The sequence below is a fragment of the Vibrio cidicii genome (genome assembly GCF_009665415.1).
Classification (GTDB): domain Bacteria; phylum Pseudomonadota; class Gammaproteobacteria; order Enterobacterales; family Vibrionaceae; genus Vibrio; species Vibrio cidicii.
Genome location: NZ_CP035922.1, coordinates 633,795 through 660,540 on the forward strand (window position 1 = coordinate 633,795; position 26,746 = coordinate 660,540).

Annotated in this window: 16 protein-coding genes; 14 read left to right on the forward strand and 2 right to left on the reverse strand. The window is 48.8% G+C overall.

Annotation, left to right across the window (positions count from 1 at the left end; genetic code table 11):
- Positions 1–130 precede the first annotated feature (130 nt).
- The 6 genes from EWA64_RS18425 (at position 131) to EWA64_RS18450 (ending at position 9,273) form a co-directional block, all read left to right on the forward strand.
- Positions 131–1,768, forward strand: coding sequence for an ABC transporter substrate-binding protein (locus tag EWA64_RS18425; RefSeq protein ID WP_061895866.1), 1,638 nt, complete (start codon positions 131–133; stop codon positions 1,766–1,768).
- A 67-nt stretch (positions 1,769–1,835) separates the two neighbouring features.
- Positions 1,836–2,810: an ABC transporter permease gene (locus EWA64_RS18430; RefSeq protein ID WP_061895865.1), complete on the forward strand. Its 975-nt coding sequence runs from the start codon at positions 1,836–1,838 to the stop codon at positions 2,808–2,810.
- A gap of 8 nt (positions 2,811–2,818) precedes the next feature.
- A complete protein-coding gene (locus EWA64_RS18435; RefSeq protein ID WP_061895864.1) occupies positions 2,819–3,811 on the forward strand; it encodes an ABC transporter permease in 993 nt (330 codons plus the stop codon).
- On the forward strand, positions 3,808–4,761 hold the full coding sequence (locus EWA64_RS18440) for an ABC transporter ATP-binding protein (protein WP_061895863.1): 954 nt from the start codon (positions 3,808–3,810) through the stop codon (positions 4,759–4,761). Before EWA64_RS18435 ends, EWA64_RS18440 begins: the two co-directional genes overlap by 4 nt.
- An 11-nt stretch (positions 4,762–4,772) precedes the next feature.
- Positions 4,773–5,759, forward strand: a complete 987-nt coding sequence (locus EWA64_RS18445; RefSeq protein WP_061895862.1) for an ABC transporter ATP-binding protein — start codon at positions 4,773–4,775, stop codon at positions 5,757–5,759.
- Positions 5,760–5,823: 64 nt separating this feature from the next.
- Complete coding sequence (locus EWA64_RS18450; RefSeq protein ID WP_061895861.1) at positions 5,824–9,273, forward strand: 1,3-beta-D-glucan phosphorylase, GH149 family; 3,450 nt, start codon at positions 5,824–5,826, stop codon at positions 9,271–9,273.
- Positions 9,274–9,420: 147 nt separating this feature from the next.
- Here EWA64_RS18450 and EWA64_RS18455 read toward each other — a convergent pair whose 3' ends face one another.
- The gene (locus EWA64_RS18455; RefSeq protein ID WP_061895860.1) at positions 9,421–10,419 is read right to left on the reverse strand and encodes a LacI family DNA-binding transcriptional regulator; all 999 of its coding nucleotides are present in this window, start codon (positions 10,417–10,419) and stop codon (positions 9,421–9,423) included.
- 455 nt (positions 10,420–10,874) lie between these two features.
- Here EWA64_RS18455 and EWA64_RS18460 point away from each other — a divergent pair, with 455 nt between their 5' ends.
- The 8 genes from EWA64_RS18460 to EWA64_RS18495 all read left to right on the forward strand — a co-directional run bounded on the left by EWA64_RS18460 (position 10,875) and on the right by EWA64_RS18495 (position 25,677).
- Positions 10,875–12,248, forward strand: coding sequence for a carbohydrate porin (locus EWA64_RS18460; protein WP_244881521.1), 1,374 nt, complete (start codon positions 10,875–10,877; stop codon positions 12,246–12,248).
- Positions 12,249–12,437: 189 nt separating this feature from the next.
- Positions 12,438–14,654 (forward strand): carbohydrate binding domain-containing protein, encoded by a 2,217-nt coding sequence (locus tag EWA64_RS18465; RefSeq protein WP_061895859.1) that lies wholly within the window; start codon positions 12,438–12,440, stop codon positions 14,652–14,654.
- An 84-nt stretch (positions 14,655–14,738) separates the two neighbouring features.
- Positions 14,739–16,649: a glycoside hydrolase family 17 protein gene (locus EWA64_RS18470; RefSeq protein ID WP_061895858.1), complete on the forward strand. Its 1,911-nt coding sequence runs from the start codon at positions 14,739–14,741 to the stop codon at positions 16,647–16,649.
- 94 nt (positions 16,650–16,743) lie between these two features.
- Positions 16,744–18,096 (forward strand): glycoside hydrolase family 16 protein, encoded by a 1,353-nt coding sequence (locus EWA64_RS18475; protein ID WP_061895857.1) that lies wholly within the window; start codon positions 16,744–16,746, stop codon positions 18,094–18,096.
- 17 nt (positions 18,097–18,113) lie between these two features.
- Positions 18,114–20,234 carry a carboxypeptidase-like regulatory domain-containing protein gene (locus tag EWA64_RS18480; RefSeq protein WP_244881520.1) on the forward strand — a complete coding sequence of 707 codons (2,121 nt, stop codon included), beginning with the start codon at positions 18,114–18,116 and terminating at the stop codon, positions 20,232–20,234.
- 320 nt (positions 20,235–20,554) lie between these two features.
- A complete protein-coding gene (locus EWA64_RS18485; protein ID WP_061895856.1) occupies positions 20,555–22,156 on the forward strand; it encodes a glycoside hydrolase family 16 protein in 1,602 nt (533 codons plus the stop codon).
- Between the two features lie 611 nt (positions 22,157–22,767).
- Entirely contained in the window at positions 22,768–24,060 is a 1,293-nt protein-coding gene (gene ltrA / locus EWA64_RS18490; protein WP_061895744.1) for a group II intron reverse transcriptase/maturase, read from the forward strand.
- Between the two features lie 333 nt (positions 24,061–24,393).
- Complete coding sequence (locus EWA64_RS18495) at positions 24,394–25,677, forward strand: carbohydrate porin (RefSeq protein ID WP_039442888.1); 1,284 nt, start codon at positions 24,394–24,396, stop codon at positions 25,675–25,677.
- 163 nt (positions 25,678–25,840) lie between these two features.
- On the opposite strand, the gene EWA64_RS18500 is transcribed toward EWA64_RS18495, so the two are convergent.
- A complete protein-coding gene (locus EWA64_RS18500; RefSeq protein WP_061895743.1) occupies positions 25,841–26,710 on the reverse strand; it encodes a helix-turn-helix domain-containing protein in 870 nt (289 codons plus the stop codon).
- Between the last annotated feature and the right edge of the window lie 36 nt (positions 26,711–26,746).

Here is a 26,746-nt window from a genome sequence, read left to right on the forward strand (position 1 = left end):
GAATCAAAAGAAAGCGCTTTCTTTCTCATCTTGCTACCAATAAAACCGTTATTGTGCGCACAATGAGGAGTGCATCTAAGAATTATAAGAAATCGCTTTCATGGGGTGTAACTAAAACAAGGACAATGTGATGCAAAAGAAAACTCTGCTCGCAACTCTCGCTGCCAGTCTAATGTTAACTGCAACGGCCTCTACAGCGGCTGAGATCAAACAGGGTGGCACCTTAACCGTGCCAATCATCAATACGGGGTTTGTTGACAACTTCAACCCGTACACCACCAAGGATCTGCTGCACGGTGTCATGTTTGAACCTCTGTTGGTGTTTAATAACATGACGGGGAAAACGGATTTTCGTTTGGCGAAATCGGTGTCTTACTCGGATGACTTGAAAACCCTCACGCTAAAGCTTCGTGACGGTTTGAAATGGTCTGATGGCACGCCACTAACCGCAGAGGATGTGGTTTACAGTTTCATGCTAACCAAAGATGCGCCAGCGTTTGACCAAAAAGGTATTTGGTCGGCGAAAAATCTGCAAACCATTACCGCAAAAGATGCGACTACAGTAGTCTTTGCACTCAATGAGGCGGACTCGACGTTCGCGTGGAACCTAGAGCGTTACCACATTGTGCCTAAGCACATTTGGTCAAAAGTGGCGGACTTAACCACCTTTACCAATCCAAATCCGGTGGGTAGCGGCCCAATGACGGTAGTGAAATACGTTAAGCCACAGCAAATGGAACTGTGCCGTAACCCGAACTACTACCTTGAAGGTCGCCCATACCTTGATTGCGTTAACTTCCGCTCTTACAACGACAACTCGCAAATTCAACCTGCGTTGATCAAAGGTGAAATCGACTGGGGTTCAAACTTTATTGCTGATGTGGAATCGACGTTTGTCGCGCAAGACAAAGCCAACAACCACTTCTGGTACCCAGCCAACGACGCGATTCACCTGTACGTCAACACCAAAAAAGCGCCGTTTGATGATCTGCGCGTGCGTCAGGCATTGTCAATGGCTCTGGACCGCCAAGAGATTGTCGATATCGCCGCTTACGGTTATCCGACGCCCAACTACAATGTCGGTGGTATTGGTGAGCTATACAAAACGCACATCGACCCTAAAATTGGGCAAAAATATGGTTATTTAACCCAATATAACCCAGAAAAAGCGAAACAGTTGCTAGAAGAAGCGGGCATTGTGGATCGCAATGGTGACGGTTTACGTGACAACAAAGATGGCTCAACGGTTGAGTTTGATATCGAAGTGGTGAACGGCTGGACTGACTGGATCCAAGTGGTGCAGATGGTCACGGAGTACTTTGACGAAATCGGCATCAAAGCTAATGTGAAAACCGTGGACTGGGCGGTGTATGACGCTAACTTGAAAGAGAGCAAATACACCATGTCGATCAACTGGTCGATGGTCGCCACCAACCCAATTTTGGCCTACCAAGAGTACTTCGCAACCTCGCGTATCGGTAAAACTTGGCACGCGGGCCACGGTGTGCACTCGCCTGAAATCGATCAACTAATCGAGAGTTTCGGCAAAATCGGCGATGCGAAAAAGCAAGAAGCGATCCTTTCTCAATTGCAGGAATACACCGCAGAAAACCTACCGTTTATTCCTCTGTTCTCTAACCCAACTTGGTTCCAATACAGCACCAAGAAGATTGTTGGCTGGCCAAATGCAGAAAACCCATATGTACAGCCAGTGTGGTATGACGGCGGTAAGCGCGTGATCATCCTCAACAACCTGCACCTGAAATAAGGGATTTGTGTTTTCAATTGTTAGGAGTCACCGCCACGGTGGTGGCTCCTAGGTTAAAAGGTGTGTTATGTCGTTTTTAGTTCGCCGTTTTGGCTTTTATTTTACTGCCTTCCTGATTGCGATTTCATTCAACTTTATGTTGCCGCGCTTGATGCCGGGGGATCCGGTGGATGCTCTGTTTGCCGCAGCGCAAGGTCGAATGGACCCCGCTCAGATGGACGCCGTTCGTGAGATGTATGGTTTTGTCGATGGCAATCTGCTCGAGCAGTATCTGGCTTACATGAAGAGCGTGTTTACGCTTGATCTTGGCCCTTCGGTACTGATGTTTCCGGTAAGTGTATCGGATGTGATTGCCATGGCGCTGCCGTGGACCATGTTCCTTGCGCTCGGCTCTTTAATTGTTGCACTGATCATCGGTGTCAGTATTGGTACCTATGCGTCTTATCGTCGTGAAGGACTGTTTGGCCAAGTGGTGCCACCGGTGTTGGCTTTCATCAGTAACTTCCCTTATGTCGTCACTGCGCTGCTGCTGTTCTACTTTTTCGGTTTGAAGTTGGAATTGCTGCCGCTGGCGTACACCTACGACCCTGCATTAGAGCCGGGCTTTAACCTGGAGTTTATCGGCAGCGTAGCGAAACACGCGGTGCTTCCAGTCGGTTCGATGGTGGTGGTCGGTATCGCCACTTGGGTGTTTAACATGCGCAACGCGATGATCAACGTGCTTGGTGAAGATTACGTCACCATGGCGGAAGCGAAAGGACTGAGCAGTTTCCGCGTGATGTACCGCTATGCAGGCCGCAACGCGATTTTGCCAGTGGCGACTGCGATTGCCATGGCGATTGGTTTCTCCTTCGCCGGCTCAATCATGACGGAAGTGGTGTTTAACTACCAAGGGCTGGGCAACATTTTACTCAAAGGCATTGTGGCGCGTGACTACCCATTAATCCAAGCCATCTTGTTAATTCTCGTCACGGCAGTTTTAACGGCGAACTTTATTGCCGATCTGCTCTACGTCTGGCTTGACCCCCGCATTTCGAATTAAGGTGTACCATGGACAAGATCATTAATACTAATAAAGCGTCCGAACCCGTTGAAATGATCGCTCGTGAGCCTCGTTTCTCGTGGAAAAAGACCAAAAAAACACTAGGTAAAATTTACGCATTCTTCTACGGTAACCCGCCAGCCATTATTGGTGGTTTGTTACTGACCATTATCCTGAGCGGAGCACTATTTGCACCGGTATTGGCAACCCACAACCCAGAAAAGCGCGTGGCTCGCCCGCACGTCGCGCCGAATGCAGAATACGTTCTCGGTACCACGCGTAGTGGCCGTGATGTCTACAGCCAAGTGCTGCACGGTGCGCGAAAGTCACTCACCGTAGCAATTGCTGCGGGCGTGATTGCCATGAGCTTGGCAGTGATCATCGGTGTTTCCTCCGGCTACTTCGGCGGAAAAATCGATGAACGCCTTAACTTTCTGACCAACGTGTTTCTGGTTTTTCCCCAGTTGCCCCTTTTGATTGTGCTGGCGGCTTTTCTCGGTCAGGTGGGATCCTTGGTGATCACCGTCTTGCTCGGAATCACGTCGTGGCCTTGGGGCGCACGGGTCATCCGGTCGCAAACCATGGCGATTCGCAATAAAGAGTTCATCATTTCGGCGGAAGTGATGGGCGAGTCAAAAATCCGCATCATCTTGGTCGAAATTCTGCCAAACCTCGTTTCCATCGTATTCGGTGGCTTCTTAGGCACCGTGATTTACGCCATGGGTGCGGAAGCGGGCCTAGGCATTCTTGGCTTAGGTGACGCAACCGAAGTGAGCTGGGGCTCGATGCTCTACTGGGCGCAAACTTCCTCATCGCTCTACACCGGAGCATGGTGGGAGATGTTGGTACCGGCGTCCGCATTGGCGATTACCGGCGGCGCGTTGGCGCTGATCAACATGTCGATCGACCAAGTGAGCAACCCGAAACTGCGCACTGGCCCACACATCAAACTGTGGTATCAATTGAAAAAGCAAGCCGATAAACGTCGAGGTCTACTATGAGTCAGTTACTTGAAATCAATAACTTGTGCGTAGATTACGTCTCACCCAATGGCGTGGCACGCGCAGTGAATAACGTAAGCTTAACCATCGCACCCGGTGAAACCTTAGGGCTTGCAGGGGAGTCTGGCTGTGGTAAAAGTACCTTAGCGTTTGCCATCTCGCGTCTGCATAAAGCGCCTGCGCTCATCTCGGAAGGGGAAATCCTCTATAAAGGGCAAGATGTGTTGAAGATGAACGATCGTCAACTGCGCGATTTTCGCTGGAACGATGTATCGGTGGTGTTCCAAAGTGCGATGAACTCGCTCAACCCAGTCATTACCATTGGTGAGCAGCTGACGGATGTGATTTTGGCGCACCGCAAAGTGCCTTACAAACAAGCTCATGAGCGTGCGGTAGAACTGCTAAAAGTGGTCGGTATTCATGGCGATCGCATGAGCAGCTTCCCGCACCAACTCAGTGGCGGTATGAGGCAGCGCGTGGTGATTGCGGTGGCACTGGCGCTTGAGCCGAAACTGATCATCATGGACGAGCCAACCACGGCGCTGGATGTGGTGGTTGAGCGTGAAATTCTCAACGAGCTGTACGAACTCAAGAGCAAGTTTGGCTTTTCGATTCTGTTCATCAGCCACGATTTGAGTTTGATGGGCGAAATCGCTGACCGCATTGGTGTGATGTACGCTGGCAACTTAATTGAGCTGGGCGAGGCGCAGCAAGTTTTTGGCAATCCGCAGCACCCTTATACCAAAGGATTGATCTCGTCATTCCCGACCATTCACGGGCCAAAAGAGCGTCTTTACGGTATTCCCGGTAACCCGGTCAATCTGCTCAATATCCCAACGGGATGTAATTTCCAAGAACGCTGCGCTATTTGTGCATCCGTGTGTAAGCAGCAAGAGCCACATCTCAAACATGTCGGCAACGGCAGCCTAGTCTCTTGTCATTCAGTGTAGTTGGGGGGAATATGCAACAAGTAAACACACCTGAAGTGATTCTTTCGGTTAAGAATCTGGTGAAAGATTTTCCTCTGGGTCAATCGGTGAAAAGTAATCTGATGCGCGCTGTGAACGATGTGTCGTTTGAACTGCGCAAAGGCGAAGCGCTGGCGATTGTCGGTGAATCGGGCTCGGGCAAAAGTACCGGAGCACGCATTTTAACCCGCATCTACGATAAAACCGCCGGGGAAGTCAGCTTCAAAGGCCAACCGCTGGCTGATTACATCAAAGAAAATGGTGAGTTGGAATACGCACGTCAAGTGCAGATGATTTTTCAAGACCCCTTTGGTTCACTCAATCCGGTGCACACCATCTATCACCACATTGCGCGCCCGTTGCAGATCCACAAACGGGCCGATAACGCTGCTATTCCCAAACTGGTGTTTGAACTGCTTGAGCTGGTGGGCTTGTCGCCAGCCAAAGAGACTGCGGAAAAATACCCGCACGAACTCAGTGGCGGCCAGCGCCAGCGCGTTGCGATTGCACGTGCTATCGCCGTTGACCCGGAAGTGATTTTGGCCGATGAGCCGATCTCGATGTTGGATGTGTCGGTTCGTTTAGGCATTTTGAACTTGATGGCGGATCTGAAAGACAAACACGGCATCTCATTTATGTACATTACTCACGACATTGCGACCGCGCGTTACTTCGCGGAAAAGACCGCAGTGATGTACGTCGGCCATATGGTGGAGTGGGGGGATAGTGACAGTGTGACGCAAAACCCGCAGCATCCGTATTCGCAACTGCTGCTTTCGGCGGTGCCAGAAGTGGGCAAAGCGGGGAGACGGGAGTTGCAAGCGAAAAAAGGTGATATTCCACTGTGGAAACCCAGCAGTATTGGTTGTCCATTCGCGGCTCGCTGTCTGAAAGCGACTGAGCAGTGTACGCAATCGCTGCCAGAACCCACCCAAATTGCAGAAAATCATTTTGCTCGTTGCCATCACCTTGCTGGGTGATGGTTAGCTTATCTATTTAAAAAAGCGCAAAGAGAAAGCGCTTTCTTTTAGTCGGAATGAAATTATGAATCTTACTCAGATTAAAAACCAAACAGTCACGGGTTCTTTTGTTGATTTACTTGGCGAGCGTTACTACAAAATCGCCAACGTAGACAGAATGGCGCCATTTTTCATTAGTGTGGTCTCGTCCAGCGACCATTGGCTGTTTATCTCCTCAACAGGCAGTTTGTCGGCGGGGCGTATTCGCCCTGAAAACGCCCTTTTCCCTTACAAGTCGGTGGATCATATCCATGAAAGTGCGGAAAACACCGGCTCAAAAACCATTATTCGAGTACAGCAAGATGGCCGTTGGGTACTGTGGGAACCGTTCAACCGTTTCCATGATGGCTTGTACCAAGTCGAGCGCAATCTTTATAAAAACAGCATCGGCGACAAAATCGTTTTTGAAGAGCTTAATCACACGTTAAAACTGAAATTCCAATACTCATGGGCCAGCAGCGAAGAGTTTGGCTTTGTGCGTCGCGCGCAAATCAGCGATCTCTCTGGCCAAGAGCGTGAGCTCGACATTCTCGACGGTTTGCAAAACCTATTGCCATCGGGCGCACCTCTGGCGGCGTTGCAAACGCGCAGTGCTTTGGTGGATGCCTACAAGTGGAATGAGCAAGTGGAAGGCACGTCACTGGCGCTCTACACCATGTACGCTAAGTTGAGTGACCGTGCAGAGCCTGCCGAATCACTGTTGGCGACCACGGTGTTTAGCATCGATAACGACTACGGCCAAATTCTGCTCAGCAGCGAACAGTTGGGCGAGTTCCGCTGTGGTGAGCCAATTGCTAACGAGCCACTGACGCGTGGCGTGCGCGGCAGTTACTTGATCAACAAAACCATCAAGCTGACAGCAGGGCAGAGTAAGCACTGGTTGATTGTGGCGGATATCGACAAAAACCATTGTGATGTGCGTGCTTTAGAGCAGCAGTTGGCGACGCCCGCGAATGTAGAACAGCAGATCGAGGTGAGTATTGAACAGAATCAGCAAGAGCTGATTGCCCTGATGTCGGGCGGAGATGCTTGGCAAGTGACCGCAGAAGAGACCACGTTTGTGCACCACTACGCCAACGTACTGTTCAACAGCATGCGCGGCGGCGTGATTGAAAACAACTACCAGCTCGACAAGCAAGATGTGCTGAAAACCATGCGCAAAACCAACCAACAGGTGGTGGCGCGTCAGCAAACCTTCTTCGCTGATCTGCCAGAGAGTTTCACTCACGCAGAACTGGTGCGCCTGGCGAAGCTCACTGGCGATGCGCAGTTGCTGCGTTTGAGTTACGAATATTTGCCACTGACCTTTGGTCGTCGTCATGGTGACCCAAGCCGCCCGTGGAACCACTACGAAATCAAACTCAAAGATGAACACGGCGAACGTCTGCTTTCTTATCAAGGTAACTGGCGTGACATTTTCCAAAACTGGGAAGCGTTGGCGCTGAGCTATCCCGGGTTCATATCTTCGTTTATGGCAAAGTTTGTCAACGCCTCAACCATGGATGGCTACAACCCGTATCGTATTACCAAAGAGGGCATCGACTGGGAATTGCTGGAAGCGGATGACCCTTGGAGCAACATTGGCTACTGGGGCGATCACCAGATCATCTACTTGCTGAAGTTCCTTGAGTTGGCGGAAAAATATCAACGTGAAGAGCTTAGCGAGTTGCTCACTAGCGATTTGTTTAGCTACGCCAATGTACCGTACGAGTTGTGTGGCGTGGACAAGCTGTTCGCCAATCCAAAAGATACGGTGGCATTTAACTATGCTCGACAAAAGCGCATCGAAGAAAAAGTCGCGCAACTGGGCAGTGATGGCCGCTTAGTTCTCGAAGGGGAAGAGAGCGTTTACATGGTGAACTTGTGTGAAAAAGTGCTGGTGCCTCTGCTGTCGAAACTGAGCAATTTGGTACTGGATGGCGGTATTTGGCTTAACACTCAGCGCCCGGAATGGAACGATGCCAATAACGCGATTGTCGGCAATGGCCTCTCTATGGTCACCTTGTACTACATGCGTCGTTATGTCGCTTTCTTGCAGGGATTGATGAGTGAACTGCCGTCATCGGTCTCGATGTCGAAAGAGGTGTTTGATTGGATGCTCGCCATCACCCGTATTTTGCAAGACGCAACCAAAGAGATCCGTCAAGGTACGGTGAACCGTCAGACACGCAAAGCGATTTTGACTCTGCTAGAAAAATCGGCCGATGACTATAGACAGCGCGTTTACCGCATGAATGGTTTCTCGGGCAAAACCAAGGTGGAGAAAAGCGCGCTAGAGAAACTGCTGGAAGCCAGCCTTGTGGTACTTGATTCGAGCATCGAGAACAACTTGCGTGAAGATGGTTTGTACAACGCTTACAACATCCTGACTTACTCGGGTGAAAGCTTAAATATCGAGAATCTCTACCCTATGCTGGAAGGGCAAGTGGCGGTATTGAGCGCAGGCGTGCTGACACCGAAACAAGCCGTTGAGTTGTTGGACAAACTGTTTAGCAGCGACATGTACCGTGACGATCAGCAAAGCTTTATGCTCTATCCAGATCGCCAGTTGCCCGCGTTTGTTGAGCGCAATCGTATCGCGCCTGATCAAGTTGAAGCAACTCGTGTCATTAGCGAGATGCTAGCGAAGGGTGATCAACGCATCGTGCAACGCGACATTCAAGGCGATTGCCATTTCCACGCTGCGTTTGAAAATGTCGATGGGCTACGCAAGGCGGTCGCACAGGTAAAAGCAGACTATCCTGAGCTTGGCAAAGAGCAGTGGGACGAGCTGGATGCGCTTTACGAGCAAGTATTCAACCACCGCGCCTTTACTGGCCGCTCCGGCACCATGTTTGGTTACGAAGGTTTGGGCTGTATCTACTGGCACATGGTCTCCAAACTGCTGCTGGCAGTGCAAGAAAACTACCAGTTTGCGTTGGAACAAGATGCAAACAGCGAAGAAACCAAGCAGTTGGCGCACTACTACTACCGCGTTCGTCAGGGTATTGGTTTTAACAAAACGCCGCAAAATTACGGCGCGTTTCCGACCGACCCATACTCACACACGCCAAAACACGCGGGTGCGCAGCAGCCTGGCATGACAGGCCAAGTGAAAGAAGAAGTGCTGACGCGCTTTGCCGAACTGGGCATCGAGGTCAAAGAAGAGGCGATTCGCATTCAGCCGACATTGCTGAGAAAACAAGAGTTCCTTACCCAATCGACCACGTTTAGCTGTTTGGCGCTGTCGGGTGAAAAGCGCAGTTATGTGCTTGAAGCCGGTCAGCTTGCGTTCACCTATTGTCAGGTACCGTTTATCTACCAGATCAGCGAACAGGCGCAAGGACATATTGAAGTGATGATGAACGATGACAGTGTGCAGCTTTTTGATCAACTGGAACTTGAGCGAAATATCAGCCAAGCGATTTTTGCTCGCACGGGTGAAGTGGAAAAAGTGCTGGTGAGCTTGCCAGAATCCATGCTTTATCGCGATTAAATTCTACAAATAAGCCGATGAAAACAAAATGGCCTCACTAAGATGTGAGGCCCTTTTTTCTTTTACTAACGTGCTTTTACTAACATGCTCTTACTAACAAAAGATCAAGGCGGGGAACTCGCTGCTTTTTGATTGAATCACCGCCCTCTATTGGCAGGCTTTCACCGAATCTCGCACCACCAGCTCTGGCGTCAGTTTGTGCTTCAATGGATAGCTTTGCTTGTTGACTAGCGCCAATACCCCTTTGGCCGCTTCGCAGCCCATTTCCATCACAGGGAAGTTCACCGTGGTTAAGCGTGGGCGAATGTGCTGGCTGTGAGTATCGTTGTCAAAACCGACCACAGAAAGATCGTCGCCAATTGCCAATCCGCGTTCTGCGGCCACATCGTAAACCGCCAGAGCAATGTTGTCGTTTTGGCAGAAAATGGCGGTGATTTGTGGATCGCGATCGAGCAGACGGCGCGCCGCTTCGTGGTTGCCTTGGTGGTCAAAACGTCCTTCAACAATCAAGTTAGCATCATAAGCAATACCAAACTCGGCCAGCGCATTACGATAACCTTGCAAGCGCTCTCGGCTATCGCCTTTGCTCAGTTGACCTGTAATGCACGCCACTTTCTTGTGACCATGTTCAAGAAGGTGTTTGGTGGCTAAATAGCCGCCAAGTTCGTTATCAATAAAAATGCAGTGATCAGCGATTTCAGGAATGTAGCGGTTCAAAACAATTGTCGCGTTTTGACGTTCAACCACCTCAATCAGCTCATCATCAGAGAGCTTGTCGGAATGAACAATCAACCCATCCACTTGCTTTGAGCGCAAAAAGTTAATCGAATCTTGCTCTTTGGTGTGAGACTCCTGACCGCTGGTGACGATCAAGTGAATGTTGTTCTGTCTTACGGTGTTTTCCGCGTGATGCATGAGTGGGCCATAAAATGGGCCGTCTAGCGAGCCGACTAACATGCCGATGCTGTTGGAACGGCTTGAAGCGAGCGCCTGTGCAAAGGCGTTCGGTTTGTAACCAAGCTTTTCAATCGCTTCGAAGACTTTCTTACGGTTGGCTTCTTTTACCGTTGGATGGTTATTAAGTGCTCTTGAAACCGTTGATTGAGAGACATTCGCCAGCTCAGAGACTTCTTTAATGGTGATCAATGGAACTCCCCTTATGTTGCCTTTTGAGTTCAAGTCGACAGTGTAACCTCGTGTTCTCACAGCACCTAGCGCTCTTGACATCGAGATGACAAATATTGGAACTGAACAAGGTTCAGCGTATCTGCGTCAAATTCCATCACAATTAAAACGTGGTAGAAGCGATTATAATGTGATCTATGCATAAAGAAAGCGCTTGCTTGGTGATGAGGGTCGCATTTTATACGATTTATAGCCGCTACAATGGTCAGTAACGGTGTGTTTCATCGATTGCAATATAACGTACCGCGCATTGTAGTAATAAATTGGTTTCAATGTTAGGGGTTTATTAACATTTGGAGCTATTTTTTAAACTTATAAAGAAAGCGCTTTCTTTATGACTTACCAAAGTCAAAAGCATTTAATCCAACCGTGATCGCCTTGTAATCAAGGGCTTAGGGACAAAAGGGAGAACCACAGTGGTCAATCAATTTCACTTCATAAAATCGAAACTTGCGCTCGGCGTTGCTATAGGACTCGCTTTCGCTTCTCAAGCGCATGCCGCGGAGATGAGTAGCATTGAATTTCATGGGTATTTTCGTGCTGGTGTGATTAATAGTGTGGAGAATGATCTAAAACGCTCTAATTTTGCTGGTCAAAAAGAAACATTAGGTCGTTTAGGTATTGAAGCCGACAACGATTACAAAGCCAACCTGGTTAGCAATTGGGACTTTGACGACGGTAGAAATTTCCGTATTAATTTTGGTGTTGGAGCAAAAGGGAAAGAAGCCGGTTTATCCTCTAGCGCGGATGGATTTGATGCCGCGATCACTAATGCATTTGTTGAGTTAAAAGGTGTTTCACCAACGGGCACGTTTTGGGCTGGCAAGCGCGAATATGGTAAGAGTGATAATTATATTTTCATGACCGACTTCTTTTACACAGATATGTCCGGTATCGGAATTGGCTTAACGGATTTAAGCCTTTTTGGTAATGAATTTGATCTTGCCTATATAGCCAGTGACAGATATGACGAAAATACAGACCGATGGGCAGATTCTCCAGCACAAGTTGGTAATAATGGGACTAACTTAAATAATCTTCTCCATGCAATCCATATTGGAACCAGTTTTGATAATCTCTCTGTATCCGCTTTATTAAAGGCGATGCCAGACAACTGGGATGCACAGGGGAAAGAGTGGGCTGAAACCGGTTTTGATTTAACACTGACGTATAAAATGTCGAGTTTCTTTGGCCTATCTGGCAATGGCTTTTCAAATATTATCGCTCAAGCTGGTAAAGGCTTGGGTGCTGGCAATTTGTTAGGTGGCACCATAACGGACTACAACGCTTATGCTCCCGGCTCTTTAGCTCAGGGGCAGCATGACGACTGGGGAGCGGCAGGCGATGCTCGTCAGCTCCTCTCAAAAGTGGAAGATGATGATACCTCTGCAAGAGTGATGCTCTGGGGGGGCTATACTTTTGATAACGGCGTCGGGCTTTTCCCATCCATTCAAGGTCAGTATAACCATATGGCGTCAGGGGATGCTCGTTCACAGAGCGACTACAACTACTGGTTGTCTGCAATGACAAGAATGACAGTGCCTGTTAGTTCTCATTTCTACGTTCAAGGCGAAGTAGGCTACGCATACAACAATTGGGGCGGCAGTTCGTGGAACCAATCTAAGTTGACCATTGCACCAACGTTTATTTTGCCAACTTCCGTTGGAGTGAATCCGGAAATCAGACTATTAGCCTCATATTTACCAAAATCTTGGACTAATTTAAATGAGGTTTCAGGTAAACCTGAGGATGACTTTATTGTTGGCTTCCAAGCTGATCTTTGGTGGTAAGTTAATTACGTTAAATGAAATAGCATAAGAACTTATTTAATTAATTTAACTTAAATTTAATTTATATAAGCAGTAAAGCTAAATAATTAAATTTCGAATTTTTATTCGCTCGTAGTCGCTCTTTATTGAGCGATGAGTGACGATTGATCACAACCAAAATTATCATGGATATATTTTAAGGACATTTGGATGAGCAACGAAATAAAGCATTTCAGACTGACTAATCTTGTGTTGGCCAGTGCGATAGCATTATTGATCAGTGGATGTGGTGAAGAGAGCCTAACGAATCCACCGACAACCCCTGAACCACCAACGACGAATCCGCCAACCACGAACCCGGGTACGGACTTCGTGATTTTTCAAGATCAAGTTAATAGTGCTTGGCCAGCATGGGATTGTTGTGGTGGCACGACACCCACCAACCCCGTGGAGCTGGGGGACTATGGCATTGTGACGGAGTTTACTGTGGGAGCAACACCAGCCGTTTTGGGTTTTGTTCGCTCTCAAACTGCAGGGCCACTCGATATTAGTGCCTATCAAGCCAAAGGGACGGTTGAATTTGATATCAAATTGATGAGTGCGCCGATTGCTGGCCCGACCAACTGGTTTATCAAGTTGGAAAGCAATGGTGGGGCGATTAATGCAGGCGGTGAGGAAGCGGAAGTATCGATCACCGCACCTCAGGTCAACACATGGCAAAAGGTCTCCATCCCGGTGGCGGACTTGGCTAACTTAGGGCTTGATCTGACAAGTGTGGATAACTTCTTGATTTATCCAGCCTGGGGTACAGGAGAAGGGGCGGTATATCGCGTTGATAATATTAAGTTTATCCTCGATGGCGTGACGGAGCCGCAACCAGACCCAGATCCGACACCAAGACCTGATGCAGACAGCGGACTTAAACTGGATCTCACTCAAGCGGTGACGGATTTCGGTGGTTCGGTCTCTCAGTTGGGGGTAGCCGATCCTGCGGTTTTAGCCGCTGCATCGTCGAGCAGTCAAATCATCAAAACCACCAAAACTGACGGCGCTGAAACGTGGGCCGGGACAACCTTGGGCGATCTGACGGCGATTCCGTTTGCCGACGATCGGCAAAAAGTCTCCGTGTGGATCTACTCCGAAGAGAGCAGCATACCTGTATTGCTCAAGCTTGAAGACCAAAATGACGGAGAGAAATTTGTCGAAGCACTTGCGACAACCACGATTGCGGGCGCTTGGGAAAAAGTGACGTTTGATTTCTCGCTTCCTCACGCTGGCACTGTGGATTCCAGTGTTGTTTACGATAAGAAGTCTATTTTCTTCGATTTTGGCCAACCGGGCACAGGGATGGTGTTCTACTGGGATGACATGACTTTCGTTGATGCCGATAGCACAACCAATCCCGATGAACCGGATTTACCCACCGAACCTGATCAAATCACACTATTTAGCGATGCAGCTAATCCCAAATGGGTGGCGTGGGACTGTTGTGGTGGCTCGACACCTAGCGTTATCACAGACTCAGATAGCCAATATGGTGCAGTCACGGAGTTTGTGATTAACGGCCCCACCGTGGTTGGTTTCTCATCGCGCGCAGATGCTGGTGCTGTTGATGGTCAACCAATCGACGTGAGTGCTTGGCAGGACAAAGGAACGGTTTCTTTTGACCTCAAACTGACCAATGATGCGGGCGCGACGGATTGGAAATTTAAAGTGGAGTCTGTGAACGCAGCAACTGCAGTGGAAATGAGCTTCGTTGAAGCACCTGAGCTGAATACCTGGAAGCATTACCAATTTAGTCTCAATGATCTTGCCAGTGCGGGATTAGACCTAGCAAACATTGACTTGCTGATGATCTTCCCTGCATGGGGCTCGGGTATTGGTTCAAGCTATCTGGTAGATAACGTGGTCTTCTCCTCAACCGGTGCAACGTCGCCTACTGTCCCTGACGAACCGACCCTACCACCGGTCGACAACACCGGTAACTTACTGATTAACGGTGACTTTGCGACAGATAAACTCGACCCATGGTTTCAAGTGGGCGGTGGTAGTGTTTCCGTGATTAATGGCTCCGTTCGCACATCTGCGGGTTCCGGCGGAGAAGCTCGAATCAAACAACAGCGTGTTGGTCAAGGGACGTTAGTGGCAAATCAATCTGTTACGGTTACGTTTAACATGAAAGGGCAAGTGACTGATGGTGGCGTGGTCAATGGTGTGGTTCACACAGAGTCACCTGCCGGCGTTTCTGGTACAGAAGTGCTCTCTTTACCTGCGCCAACCAATGAATGGGTAGAGCACAGTTTTACCTTCAATATTGGCAACGATCCTGAGTGGGGTCTGGGCTTTACCCTTGGTGGCGTATGCGGTGCGGTGGCGGGCTGCTCGGTTGCCGTCGACTTCGACAACATCCGCTTAACAGCAAACTAATCAGTCGGTCTGTGCGTGTGATTGCACAGACCAAATTCAACGATCACCATCGATGATGACGTCTCAAAGAGTTAGGAAACAGAGATGAAGAAACAGAATTTGAAACTCCTCGCTTTCGCGGTTAGCACACTGTTGTTAAGCGGCTGTGGCGATGAAGCCTTGAGCAGTAATCCCGGAACAAATGATGGCAATGGAAGCGTCGTGCTCACGCCACAACCTAAACCGACTCAACAACCCACCGCACGTAATGGCGACGCCTTATTGGGCAACCCTCAATACCCGGCTATTTCTTATGGGGCCTGGCGGTCAAATGTACGTGAATCGGGTGATAAAGTTCCGAGCGTTACGCAGCAGATTGAAGATATGAAAATCCTCTCTGCACTCGGTATTAAGGTTATCCGCACTTACAACACCCAAGGGTTTATTGGCACGGACGGTAAGTCCAACACGGAAAACCTGCTGGAGGCGATAAGCCAACTCAAGCAGCAAGACCCCAATTTTGAAATGTATGTCATGCTCGGCATTTGGATTGATGCTTTGAACTCATGGACCAATCTCACCGTTGAACATGACAAAGACAATCCGAAGAATTTTGATGAAATCGCCAAAGCAAAGGAGCTTGCGCTCAAGTATCCCGATATCGTGAAAGTATTGGCGGTAGGTAACGAGGCCATGGTGGATTGGGCGCCGTACCATGTCACACCGCAAATCATCCTTAATCATGTTGAAGATCTGCAGCAGTGGAAGCTTGGCAGCGAATCGACCAAGGACATTTGGGTTACCTCTTCAGATAATTACGCGGTTTGGTCTGGTCAAGATGCCAATGGCAACCAGAGTGAACAGGCGGTGTTGAAAGCCCTGATCAAAGCGGTGGATTATGTGTCACTGCATACCTATGCGTTGCATGATACTCACTATCATCCCGACTTCTCACAGCAGTGGAAAGTGCCGCAAAGTGAGCAGAATCTCTCCAAGCAAGAGCAGATTGACTCGGCCATGGATCGTGCCTATCAACATACATTAGGTCAGATACAAGTAGCGCAGAGTTTCATCAATCGTGTTGATGCAATGAAGCCCATTCACCTAGGTGAAACTGGTTGGTCCTCCATCTCGACTGATGGATTGGGAGCTGGAGGCACACAAGCGGCTGATGAGTATAAACAGAAGCGTTTTTATGACGACATGCGCGCTTGGAGTGATCAATTTGGTGCTTCGCTGTTTTTCTTTCAAGCTTTTGATGAGCCATGGAAAGGGGATGCCAATAACCCATCACATTCGGAAAAGCACTTTGGGCTTATTGATATCAATTGTTCCGTGAAGCATGTGCTTTGGCAGCAAGTTGATGCACTAAACAATCTGGGGTTAACCAGAGATTGCCCGGGAGCAGGCTTTACAGCGAGTTACTCGGGGGATTTCGCAACCCTAATGGACGCGGTTTTAGCACCACCTAAAGCGCCGATTGACACGCCACCCGCCGAGGGAGAGTTTAAAGTGCTGGGCAACAATGTCTATTCGGGCGCCAGTGTCTATGGTTGGGACAACCCCATTACGGCTTGGGCTGGTGTCAATGATGAGACTGGCGTTTTGACTGTGGCGGCCGATCCGGCGTTAGCGGCGGTTTGGGGATGGGGCGCAGGCATTGGCAATAGTGCCAATCCGACCAATCTTTCTTCCTCCAGCAAAATGACCTTCGAGATCCGCGGCCTTGATGGCGGTGAGAGCCAGCTTGCGACATTTGGTTTTTACCTTGGTTTTCAAACCGCGGCGGGCGGCGGCAGTAACCATTGGGTACGTTTTAATGCGGGACAGGGCTACACACTGAGTAAAGATTGGGTAAAGTACACTATTGATCTCAACAAATTTTCTCAGTTTTCCTCTGCTGATCTAACTAAGGTCACGTCGCCATTTACTATCGCTGATATCTATGAAACGTCGGGTGGTAGCGCGCCAACTCGCAGTGATATCGAGGTGAGAAACATCTCTTGGCTTGAATAGTCAATCTTGTTTAATCGGGGATATCGCAAGCTATCCCCACCATAGCCTACTTACACCATTCGTATCCGATCAAAGACGTATCGGAGGGAGATCTATGTTTACTATTACGTGTTTAACCCGTTTAAAGCCAAAGGGTTGTGTTGAGAAAGCGAGAAAGTCACCCCGTATTTTGTGCCTGTTGTCCCTGCTTTTGTCGAATACAGTGTATGCGGGCTGGGAGGTGCAGTGGATTGATACTTTCGAGGGCGAGGGGGTGAATTGGAATAACTGGACGGCGCAAACTCAGGCGAATTACAACAACGAGGTGCAATGCTATACCGCCGATGATCACTCCGATCAAAGAAACTACGACGTTTCCAACGGGACGCTGAAAATCATCGCGAGAAAGGAAAGGGTCAATTGCCCCTCGCTCGGCGGTCAAAGCAAATCTTGGACATCGGGACGCCTTAACTCGAAAGACAAACGCGAGTTTCTGTATGGAAAACTTGAGGCAAGAATTCGTTTTCATAACCTAGAAAAAGGGACTTGGCCTGCATTTTGGATGCTGGAGAACCGCATTGCGGAGCAACCGATAAAAGGGGATGGAGACAGTGCTCACTGGCCTCAACGAGGCGCTGGGGAAATCGATGTTTGGGAATGGTATGCGCACCAGCCCGATCGCTATATCACCAACTTTTTTAATGCCGAGGGCTGTGGTGGAGAATACCGTTATTCTTATCCAAATGGTGTCGCCGATGTACTGGATTGGCATCGTTATTCGATTGAATGGACAAAGGAGAAAATTGATTTTTTTATCGATCAAACGTTGGTGGTTTCAAGAGATATTCGTCAGTGTCAGCAATATCATGAACCGATGTTCGCTTTAATCAATCTCGCGATGGGGGGGATGCTGGGAGGAGCTATTGATCCGAACTTGCAGCAAGCAACGTTGGAAGTGGATTATATCGCACACTGTCAGACGAGTGAGACAAGCCAGTCACTTTATTGTAATGAGGAGGCTCCTCGTAAAGAGCCCACTCAACCAGAACAACCTGCGGTTAATGCCTCATTAAGCATGTATCAAAATGGTGTTGCGACCACAGAGGTCAATCGAGCATCAGGGCAAGTGACGGTGCTGGCCGAGCTCGAGCTTGATCCCGCCGAAGCCGACAACTATAGCCTCTACTGGCAGGTTCAATCGCTACACAACCCAATTATCGACGGTAAGCAATTGCGCTTTGATCCGATCTCGATGGACAAGGGGCAATATCAGGTCGGTTTATCTCTCGTACACATCGATGACGTTGATTCAACCTTCTCAAAACAGCTGTATTTTTCCGTCACTGAATCTGACAGTGCAAGCGGGGAAAGTAATACCTCTTCGGCAGGCGCAACACACTTCTTCTCTTTTGCGGCGCTGCTATTACTGGCGATTTGGCGCCGAAAATCCAACCTCTCTATTGATTAATATAAGGAAATATTCTCATGAGAAAGATGCCTTCAATATTGGGTGCATTGCTTTGCTCTACCTTGCTGGCCGGATGTGGTGGTGATTCAGGTACGAAACCGTCACCAGACACAAATCTGCCGTCTTTAAACCAGTTAACCGTAGCCATTCGTAATGCCAATGATCAACAACCGATCGGCAATGCAGAGGTGATCGTCACATCTGAAACGCAAAAAAACTATCGCCGCACCACCGATGCACAGGGAAGAGCGCAGTTTCAGTTAGAAAGCGGTCGTTATCAAATCGCCTCTGCTCCGACAGGTTTTCAAGCTGGCCAACTGAATGTCACGTTGGCCGATAGCGATCAGTCGGTCAATCTTGATTTGGAAAAAGAGGCCATTGTGGGTGGATCCGATTTGTATCTGTTTCACTCCGACTATGAAGATTCCCACTACATGCAATTTTGGGGTGATACTTGGGGCTCTGGTGCTGCCGTAGAAAATATCAGTAACGATGCAACCTTCACTCGCGCGCTTAAGATATCCAGTGGCACGAACTGGGGATTTGGCGCCGCAATCGCTTGGGGAAATGAGCAAACTAACGCCATTGATGCGCGAGCTTACAACTATGCGCAGTTCTACCTCAAGCCAAGCGGTTTCACTCAGGTGGAAGTGGTGGTTAACGGGTTTAGTATTCCTGAACAGAAAATCACCTATCCAATGAGCGATGGAGAGGCGATCGGCAATGGTTGGCTCAAATTTGAAGTGCCAATTCCCTCAGTAGCGGATTTGAGTTGGTTTGGTCTTGTTTTTCTCTCGGATCAAAACAGCAGCGTGATGCTGAGCAACCTCTCCTTCATTCATAAAGAGGTACAACTCAGCGAACCAACCAGTCCTGCACCCGTGCCTAATGTGACCGACTCACAGGCGTTCTCTATTTTCAGTGATTCACTGCAAGAGGATAAGTTTGTCTCGTTGTGGAATGAGAACTGGTGGAATGCGCCAATTTACTCATCCGGCGTTATCGAGGGCAACCACTATAGTCGTTATGAAATCGCAGGGGCGGGAAGCAATGGCGGTGTTGTAGGCATTCAGTATGGTATTGAGTATGGCAGTGTCGATGTGTCAAAACATGATGTCTGGAATATTGACCTGTATGCCGAATCTGGCATTGATCGTATCTCTTTACAGCTCGTTTCTACCGATGGCTCGGCAAGCTACGAAATTACCAATCCCGTTACTAACCAGTGGGTTAGCTATGCGATTCCGATGTCCAGTATGCTGGCCAATGATCCCAATGCCCTGAACACCAAACAGATGCAAATGGCTGGTATTCAGATGTGGGGGGCGGCAGGAAAAGCGCTCTTTGTCGATAATTTCTATTTCTCTGGCAGCGCAGAGCAACACCAGTTGGCCGTGACTGTCAAAAATGAAAAAGGGCAACCTTTGCAAAACGCAACGGTTTTTGTCGGTCAAGATGGTGAATATGACACCGCATACAAACAGAGCACCAATGCCAGTGGAGTTGCCAGTTTGCAACTGTCAAAAGGCAAGCAAAAGGTCAAAGCCACGGCAGAGGGGTATGGCGTGGCTCAATGGTTGACAACACTAGATAACTCGCTTCAAACAACGATTTCCCTTGAGCCTCTTAAGCTTGGCCCTACAACGCCAGCACCAGTACCAAATGTTGACAGCAAAGCGGTTATCTCGCTGTTTAGTGATGCACTAACGAGTGATTCATGGATAACCTATTGGTCAGATAACTGGTGGAATGCACCCAAGCATGAATTGGTTAATATTTTGGGCAACCAGAGCGCGAAATTTACGCCAACACCTGATGGCGTCAGTGGTGGTGTGACAGGAATACAGTATGGTATCGAACGCCCTGTTGATGCGAGTAACAAATCCGGCATGCATCTTGACCTTTATCTCACCTCTGGTATCAACAAAGTACAGTTTCAGTTGCTCTCATCTGGCGGGCCACTTATCTATACGTTAGATAGTTTAGAGACGGGTAAGTGGCTGTCGGTTGAGCTGCCTTTTACAGCAGCCGATGGTAATAACGTCAGCTTCGATCAAAGTAAGATGCAGCAGTTGGGTATGGCACTTTGGGGATCAACCAGTGATAGCGTCTATTTAGACAATATCTACTTTTACTAGCGCTTAACGCCAAGGCCATTGTAGGACGCGATAAGTGACTATGTTTTATGATTTCGGAGTGTGTTGGTTTGCCTAAGGGATAAAAATCGATAGAACTGTGATTTACTTCAATTGAAAGCGCTTTCTTTTATTGTTGTCATCACAGTTTTGACCATCTCGGAAACAGTAACATAGTGGCTGAGTCTCCTCTTGGGGGCGTTTCTTGTGGGCCGTCACGTGCCCACATTTTTTTCTGCACAAAGAAAGCGCTTTCTTTGTGCGAGGGATAAACGTGCACATTAGACGAATTAGCATGATGAAATACTCTTGAGGGAGAAAACATGAGAAAAAACAAATATTTTCAGTGCCATCAAATCGCCATTGCGATTTCAATCGGTTTGCTAGCGGGTTGTAGCCAAACAGGTTCGAGTGAGAGCGCTTCCGGTACCGATTTTGTTCAAACTAAAAAGCCAGTGATGCTACAAGATCAACCTACGCTACCGAGCGCAAAGTGGCAACTGGTATGGGCGGATGAGTTTGATGGGAGTGAAATCAACAAGCGCAATTGGAGCCTTGAACAAAACTGTTGGGGTGGTGGCAACAACGAGCAGCAGTGTTATACCAAGCGCAGTCGCAATGCTTTTGTTCAAGATGGCTACTTGCACATCGTGGCGCACAAAGAGAGTTTCACTGGCCCGGATGATGCCGATGGTAAACCGGGGATGAACAAAACTTTGCCGTTTACCTCGGCACGTCTGCGCTCTAAAGACAAGCGTGACCACAAATATGGCCGTTTTGAAATTCGCGCCAAATTGCCATCTGGGCAGGGAACGTGGCCAGCGATTTGGATGCTGCCCACAGATGCTAAATATGGCACTTGGGCGGCCTCTGGTGAAATCGACATTATGGAAGCAGTTAACTTAAAAGCACAATCCGATGCGCCGGGAGCGCAAGCGGGTGATGCTGAAAATCGCATTTACGGCAGCCTGCACTATGGCAAAACGTGGCCAGACAATGTCTACAGTGGTCAAGGCGCTTCGCTGCCTAACAACATCAACCCAGCAGATGACTTCCACACCTATGCGATTGAGTGGGAAGAAGGGGAAATTCGTTGGTACGTCGACAACATTCACTACGCCACACAAACGCAAGACGAGTGGTACAGCCAATACAAAGTCGATGGTGCTTTGGTCAACGCCAAAGGCGCAGCACCGTTTGATGAGCGTTTTCATTTGCTGCTCAACCTTGCCGTGGGCGGCTCTTGGGCGGCCAATGCGAATGAGAAAGGCGTAGATAAGTCGGACTTCCCCAAAACCATGCTGGTGGATTACGTGAAGGTGTATCGCTGCTCGGTTGATCGCTGGAAAGGCAAAGGTTGTGCGACAGTCGGTGAGCAGGCGGTGAAGGTCAATGGGCATAAAGCCCCAGCGATTTTGGCGCAAGACGATAGCTACGCCGATGGTCCAAACTTAGATATTTTCTCTGAAAGCCTCAACAGTAACTTGGCCTACGGCAGCTATGATCCAATGGATATCGTGTCTCACCAAGAAGTGGCCGATGGTGAGCATAGTCAAGTGTTGAAGATCACCAAGCAAAACGGTGCGGGCAACCTCTATTTCCGCTCACCCACCACCGATGTGAGCCATTGGTTAGAGAGTGGTGAGTTGATCTTTGATATCAAGGTGGAGTCGATGACCGATGGCAGTGAGTTAATGGTGAAAATCGACAGCGGCTGGCCAAAAACCAGTGACATGACGGTGGCACTGCCACCGATGGGGCAATGGGGTGAAGTGCGCATCAAACTGGCGGATCTGTTAGCTCAGTCCAACCGCTTTGCGGCTGGCAATAAAGCAGATCCGAGTATAATCAATAATTTATTGGTGTTTGAACCGACAGCCGCAATGACGTTCAGTTTAGATAACATTCGTTTCGAAAAGCGCTAATTGGCGTCTATCAAAAAAGCTCGTGGTGAAAATCACGAGCTTTTTTCGTTGTGCGCCGAGCATGGCGTTGATCTAGGAGGTGAAAGTCCTCTACGGGCTCAGTCGAGCGAGAACCGTTAGCCTATGCAAGGGTGTTCACCGTGAGGTGAAACCTGAAGGAAGCAAACGGCAAAACTTGGTTGTGACGAACAGAAACCTGATAGTAGGCCTGTACAACTTGGGTAACCTAGCAATAGATAGAATAGCCCAATGCCTCGACGGGAAGTGTGTATAGGTAAATCAGGCATGACCAAGGGAAAGAGCAACGTCTTACCTCGGGAGATCTCATTGCCTGTCTCAGATGAGACTAATACAGCAGTGATGTTGTGTGATGGGCAATGAGAAGTCAGCAGAAGGCATAGTACTTTGAGGAAGTACAACTCAAAGGAAGGCCTGAACTGAATATATCAAGAAGCAGTCACTAGACACTCAATCATGTGGAGTCATAGCAAGATGAAAATCATCTCTACGTCCCAATGGGCAATACCGCAAGTAAAGCTCATGGTCACGAAGAATGACAAGCATGATCGGCGTAGAAAGGAGGACGAGTCTTGGTGACCCCCACTCCGCTGATGGAACAAATCAGCTCCTCAGCGAATTTGAACCATGCCCTTCGACGCGTGAAGAAGAACAAGGGGTGCGCAGGTGTCGACAGACTCGACATCGCAGCGACCATCTCTAAACTTCGACAAGCTTCAAACGGGCAAGCGCTCCGCCAGAGTCTTCTGGACGGAAGCTACCAACCTCAACCTGTTCTGGGTGTAGAAATCCCTAAAACGACTGGTGGCGTCAGGCAATTAGGCATCCCCACGGTACTGGATAGGATAGTCCAACAGGCGATCACATCAGTACTGTCAGACATCTATGAGCCGAAGTTCTCCAACAGCAGTTATGGGTTCAGGCCAAACCGCAGTGCGCATCATGCGCTTGCGGCAGCAAGCCGCTATATCAGAGAAGGGCGGGGTTATGTAGTGGATATCGATCTAGCCAAATACTTCGACACGGTGAACCATGATAGGCTGATGCACAGATTATCTAAGGACATCAGTGATAAACGAGTATTAAAGCTCATCAGGTCCTATCTACAGGCAGGCTTAATGCGAGATGGGTTAGTAGAGCGAAGACAACGAGGAACACCACAGGGTGGTCCATTATCTCCGTTACTCTCTAATATCGTATTAGATGAACTGGACAAAGAGTTAGCGCGAAGAGGGCATAAGTTCTGTCGATATGCAGATGACTGCCAAATCTACGTTCGTAGTGAGGAGGCCGCCCATCGAGTCAAAGAGTCGATAACGGAGTTCTTGGAGCAGAAGCTAAAGCTCACGGTAAATCGAGAGAAAAGTGCAGCAACAAGAGTGACGGAGCGAGCCTACCTAAGCCATAGCTTCAAGATAGACGGAACTCTCCGGATATCAAAATCGGCACAAGCTCAAATGAAGAAGCGAGTGCGGAAAATAACGAAGCGAAATCGAGGTCGAGAGTTGTCGGTAATCATCACCGAGTTAACCCAATACCTACGAGGTTGGCAGCACTACTTCAAGCTCGCCATAGGTCAAAGTGCGATGCAGCGCTTAGACGAATGGATACGGCGTCGGTTGAGATGCTATCGCCTGAAACAGCGCAAACGCAGATACAGCATAGCGACATGGTTACAACGCCAAGGTGTAACAGAGCGAAATGCGTGGAAGCTGGCGATGTCAGATAAAGGGTGGTGGCACTTAGCCCTCTCGCCCCAGTTGAATCACGCCATGCCAATCAAATGGTTCAAGGAGAGGGGATTGTACTCATTGAGAGATGGGTATGAGTCACTAAAGGTATATTCGGAACCGCCGTATGCGACCCACGCTTGTACGGTGGTGTGAGAGGATGGAGGCCGTGAGGCCTCCTCCTACTCGATTTTCACTATGATAAACCGAGAGAAATCTTTTCTTCATTGATTGATTAGTGAAATAGCAATTTGTGATAAATGCCCGAGAAAACGCTTTCTTTAGTGGGGGCGATCACGGTTTTACGGCAGAGGATCCTTTTATACTTTACCTGCACTGAACAAAGCCTTTGAGGCCTTATTTTATTAGCCTTGCTTGATGAAATAGATGTGGAGTGTTGGTCTGCATCTTTTTATATATGTTCAGTTTTTTTATACATAACAAAGAAAGCGCTTTCTTTAGGGGCTAATGATGGAACATGGAGTTAATATGAAACTTTCTAAGCTTACCCTTGCTTGTCTAGTCGCGACTGCGGGTTTATCCGCAGCGCCAGTTGTTCACGCTGAAAAATCCGATGGTTTTGAGTTCCACGGTTATTTCCGTGCTGGTGCGCTTTACAGCGAAAACGATGATTTCAAACGTGCGAAATTCCCAGCATCGAAAGAGCGTCTAGGTCGCTTGGGTATTGAATCGGACAACCACTTTGAGCTTGCGCTACAGAAAAATTTTGAAAACGATGACGGGCAAAAAATCCGCATCAAAACGCGCGTCGGTGCCGATAACGCACAGTCAGCCGGCAACAACCAACTTGGCACTAACGCCGATGCGGCGAACAGCAGCATCGGTATGGTGGAAACCTTCGTTGAGTTTGATGGTGTGACCGAAACGGGCACGCTTTGGGGCGGTACGCGCTTCTACGGTAAAGACAACTACATCTTTATGACCGACTTCTTCTACACCGATATGTCCGGCACCGGAGCGGGTATCGAAGGTGTTCAACTTGGTGGTTACAAATGGGATTTCGCTTACATCGCTAGTGACAATGCCGAAGGTGAGTGGTGGGCGCTGAATGCGAACAACCCAATGCACTCTGTTCACGTTGGTGTCGATTTAGACGGCGTTGAATTGCATGCCATGGCGAAATATTTACCAGATAACATGGTCGATGGTAAAGAGTACGCGAGTAATGGTATGGAAATGACGGCCATCGTCCATACAGATAGTGTGTTTGGCCTGTCAGACAAAGGCTTTACTAAGTACATCGCGCAAGCAGGTAAAGGTTTGGGTTCTGGTCAGCTACTTGGCGGCACGCTCACCACTTACAACGCATGGAAACCGGGCAATGGCGCGTTGGAAGGTCCGGCCAACATGAAAAAAGTCGAAAGTGGCGATATTTCTGCTCGAGCACTGGTCTGGGGTGGTTACTTCTTTGAAAATGGCGTGAGCATCTTCCATTCGATTCAAGGTCAATATAATGATCTCGATAACGGTGGCAAAGACAGCTGGGCATCGGCGATGATTCGTCCTTCTTTCCCAGTTTCAAAGAACTTCTTCATCGCGACAGAAGCAGGTTATCAGTACAACAAGTGGGAAGACGCAAACGGCGTGGGTGACGATGCGACCAACTACAAACTGACGGTTGCTCCAACCATTATCGTGCCAACTGGCTTTGGCCCTGCGCCGGAGATTCGTTTCCTCGCCACGTACCTTGACGGTTCCGCGCGTGACAAAGCGGACCTTCTAGTGGGTATTCAAGCAGACATGTGGTGGTAAACCACACGAGGTAATGGGAGAGATTACCTAGTAGGGCGTGAGATCGTTGGGGAACGCCACGCCCATTTTGCGACAGGCAAGTCGACGATACGGGGGAACTTGTTTTTGTTGCATGAATGCAAACCACTGCCATTCATCACGCCGCTCAACCGAGCGGCTTTTTTCATTTTTGTTGCGCCACGTATTGGCGTGGGCTTTGACCAAACTTCTGTTTAAAGCATTTGGAAAAATAGTTGCTGTCACTGAACCCACACAGCTCCGATATTTGCTGAATCGACATACCAGGTTCGTTACTCAAGAGATCGCGCCCATAGTTGAGCTGCATTTCACGCAAGTAAAGATTGGGTGAGGTGTTGAGAAACTGCTTAAACAGCCGTTCCAATTGACGCTGGCTGATAAACGCGGCTTGGGCAATATCCCCACTGTGAATGCTGCCATCGGCAAAATGCTGCTCAATAAAAATCAGCGCTCGGCTCAGTGCCAGTGTGGTTTTCGGCAGATCGTGCGTTTGTTGCTGGTACATGCGTGCCAGAGTAATCACCAATTGCTGCATCAAACTGGTGAGCATGGTTTCAAAGCCGTTTTCCCCTTGCTGGTATTCAATTCGAATCGCTTCAATCAACTGGGCAATTTGCGGCAGTTGCTCGTCATCAAGCGTGAGCTTGGCGCGATATTCACCGGTTTGGCGGGCAATCGGCTCGACCTTAAACATCGCCTGATAGCCCGACAACATCCTCAATGAGGGCGTTTCGAAAAAGGGCGTGCCAGCTTCAAACATCAAGTTAATGATTTCCAACTGCTCAACATCTTGAAAGGCGTGCTCAATGTCACCGTTAATCACAAACACATCCCCCGCGCTGAGAGGATAAACATGCGAAGCAACAAGGTGGTTGCCTTTGCCACTGACGACCAAAAACAGCTCAGAAAAGTCGTGTTTGTGCAGGCCAAAATCACTGTGATGGTGGCCATCAACATAAGCAAATTTTACATGCGGATATCGCAGATGCTCCTGCAGTTGATAGGTGATGCTAATGTCGCTATTTTCCTTTTATTGGTCGGTATATTGGTA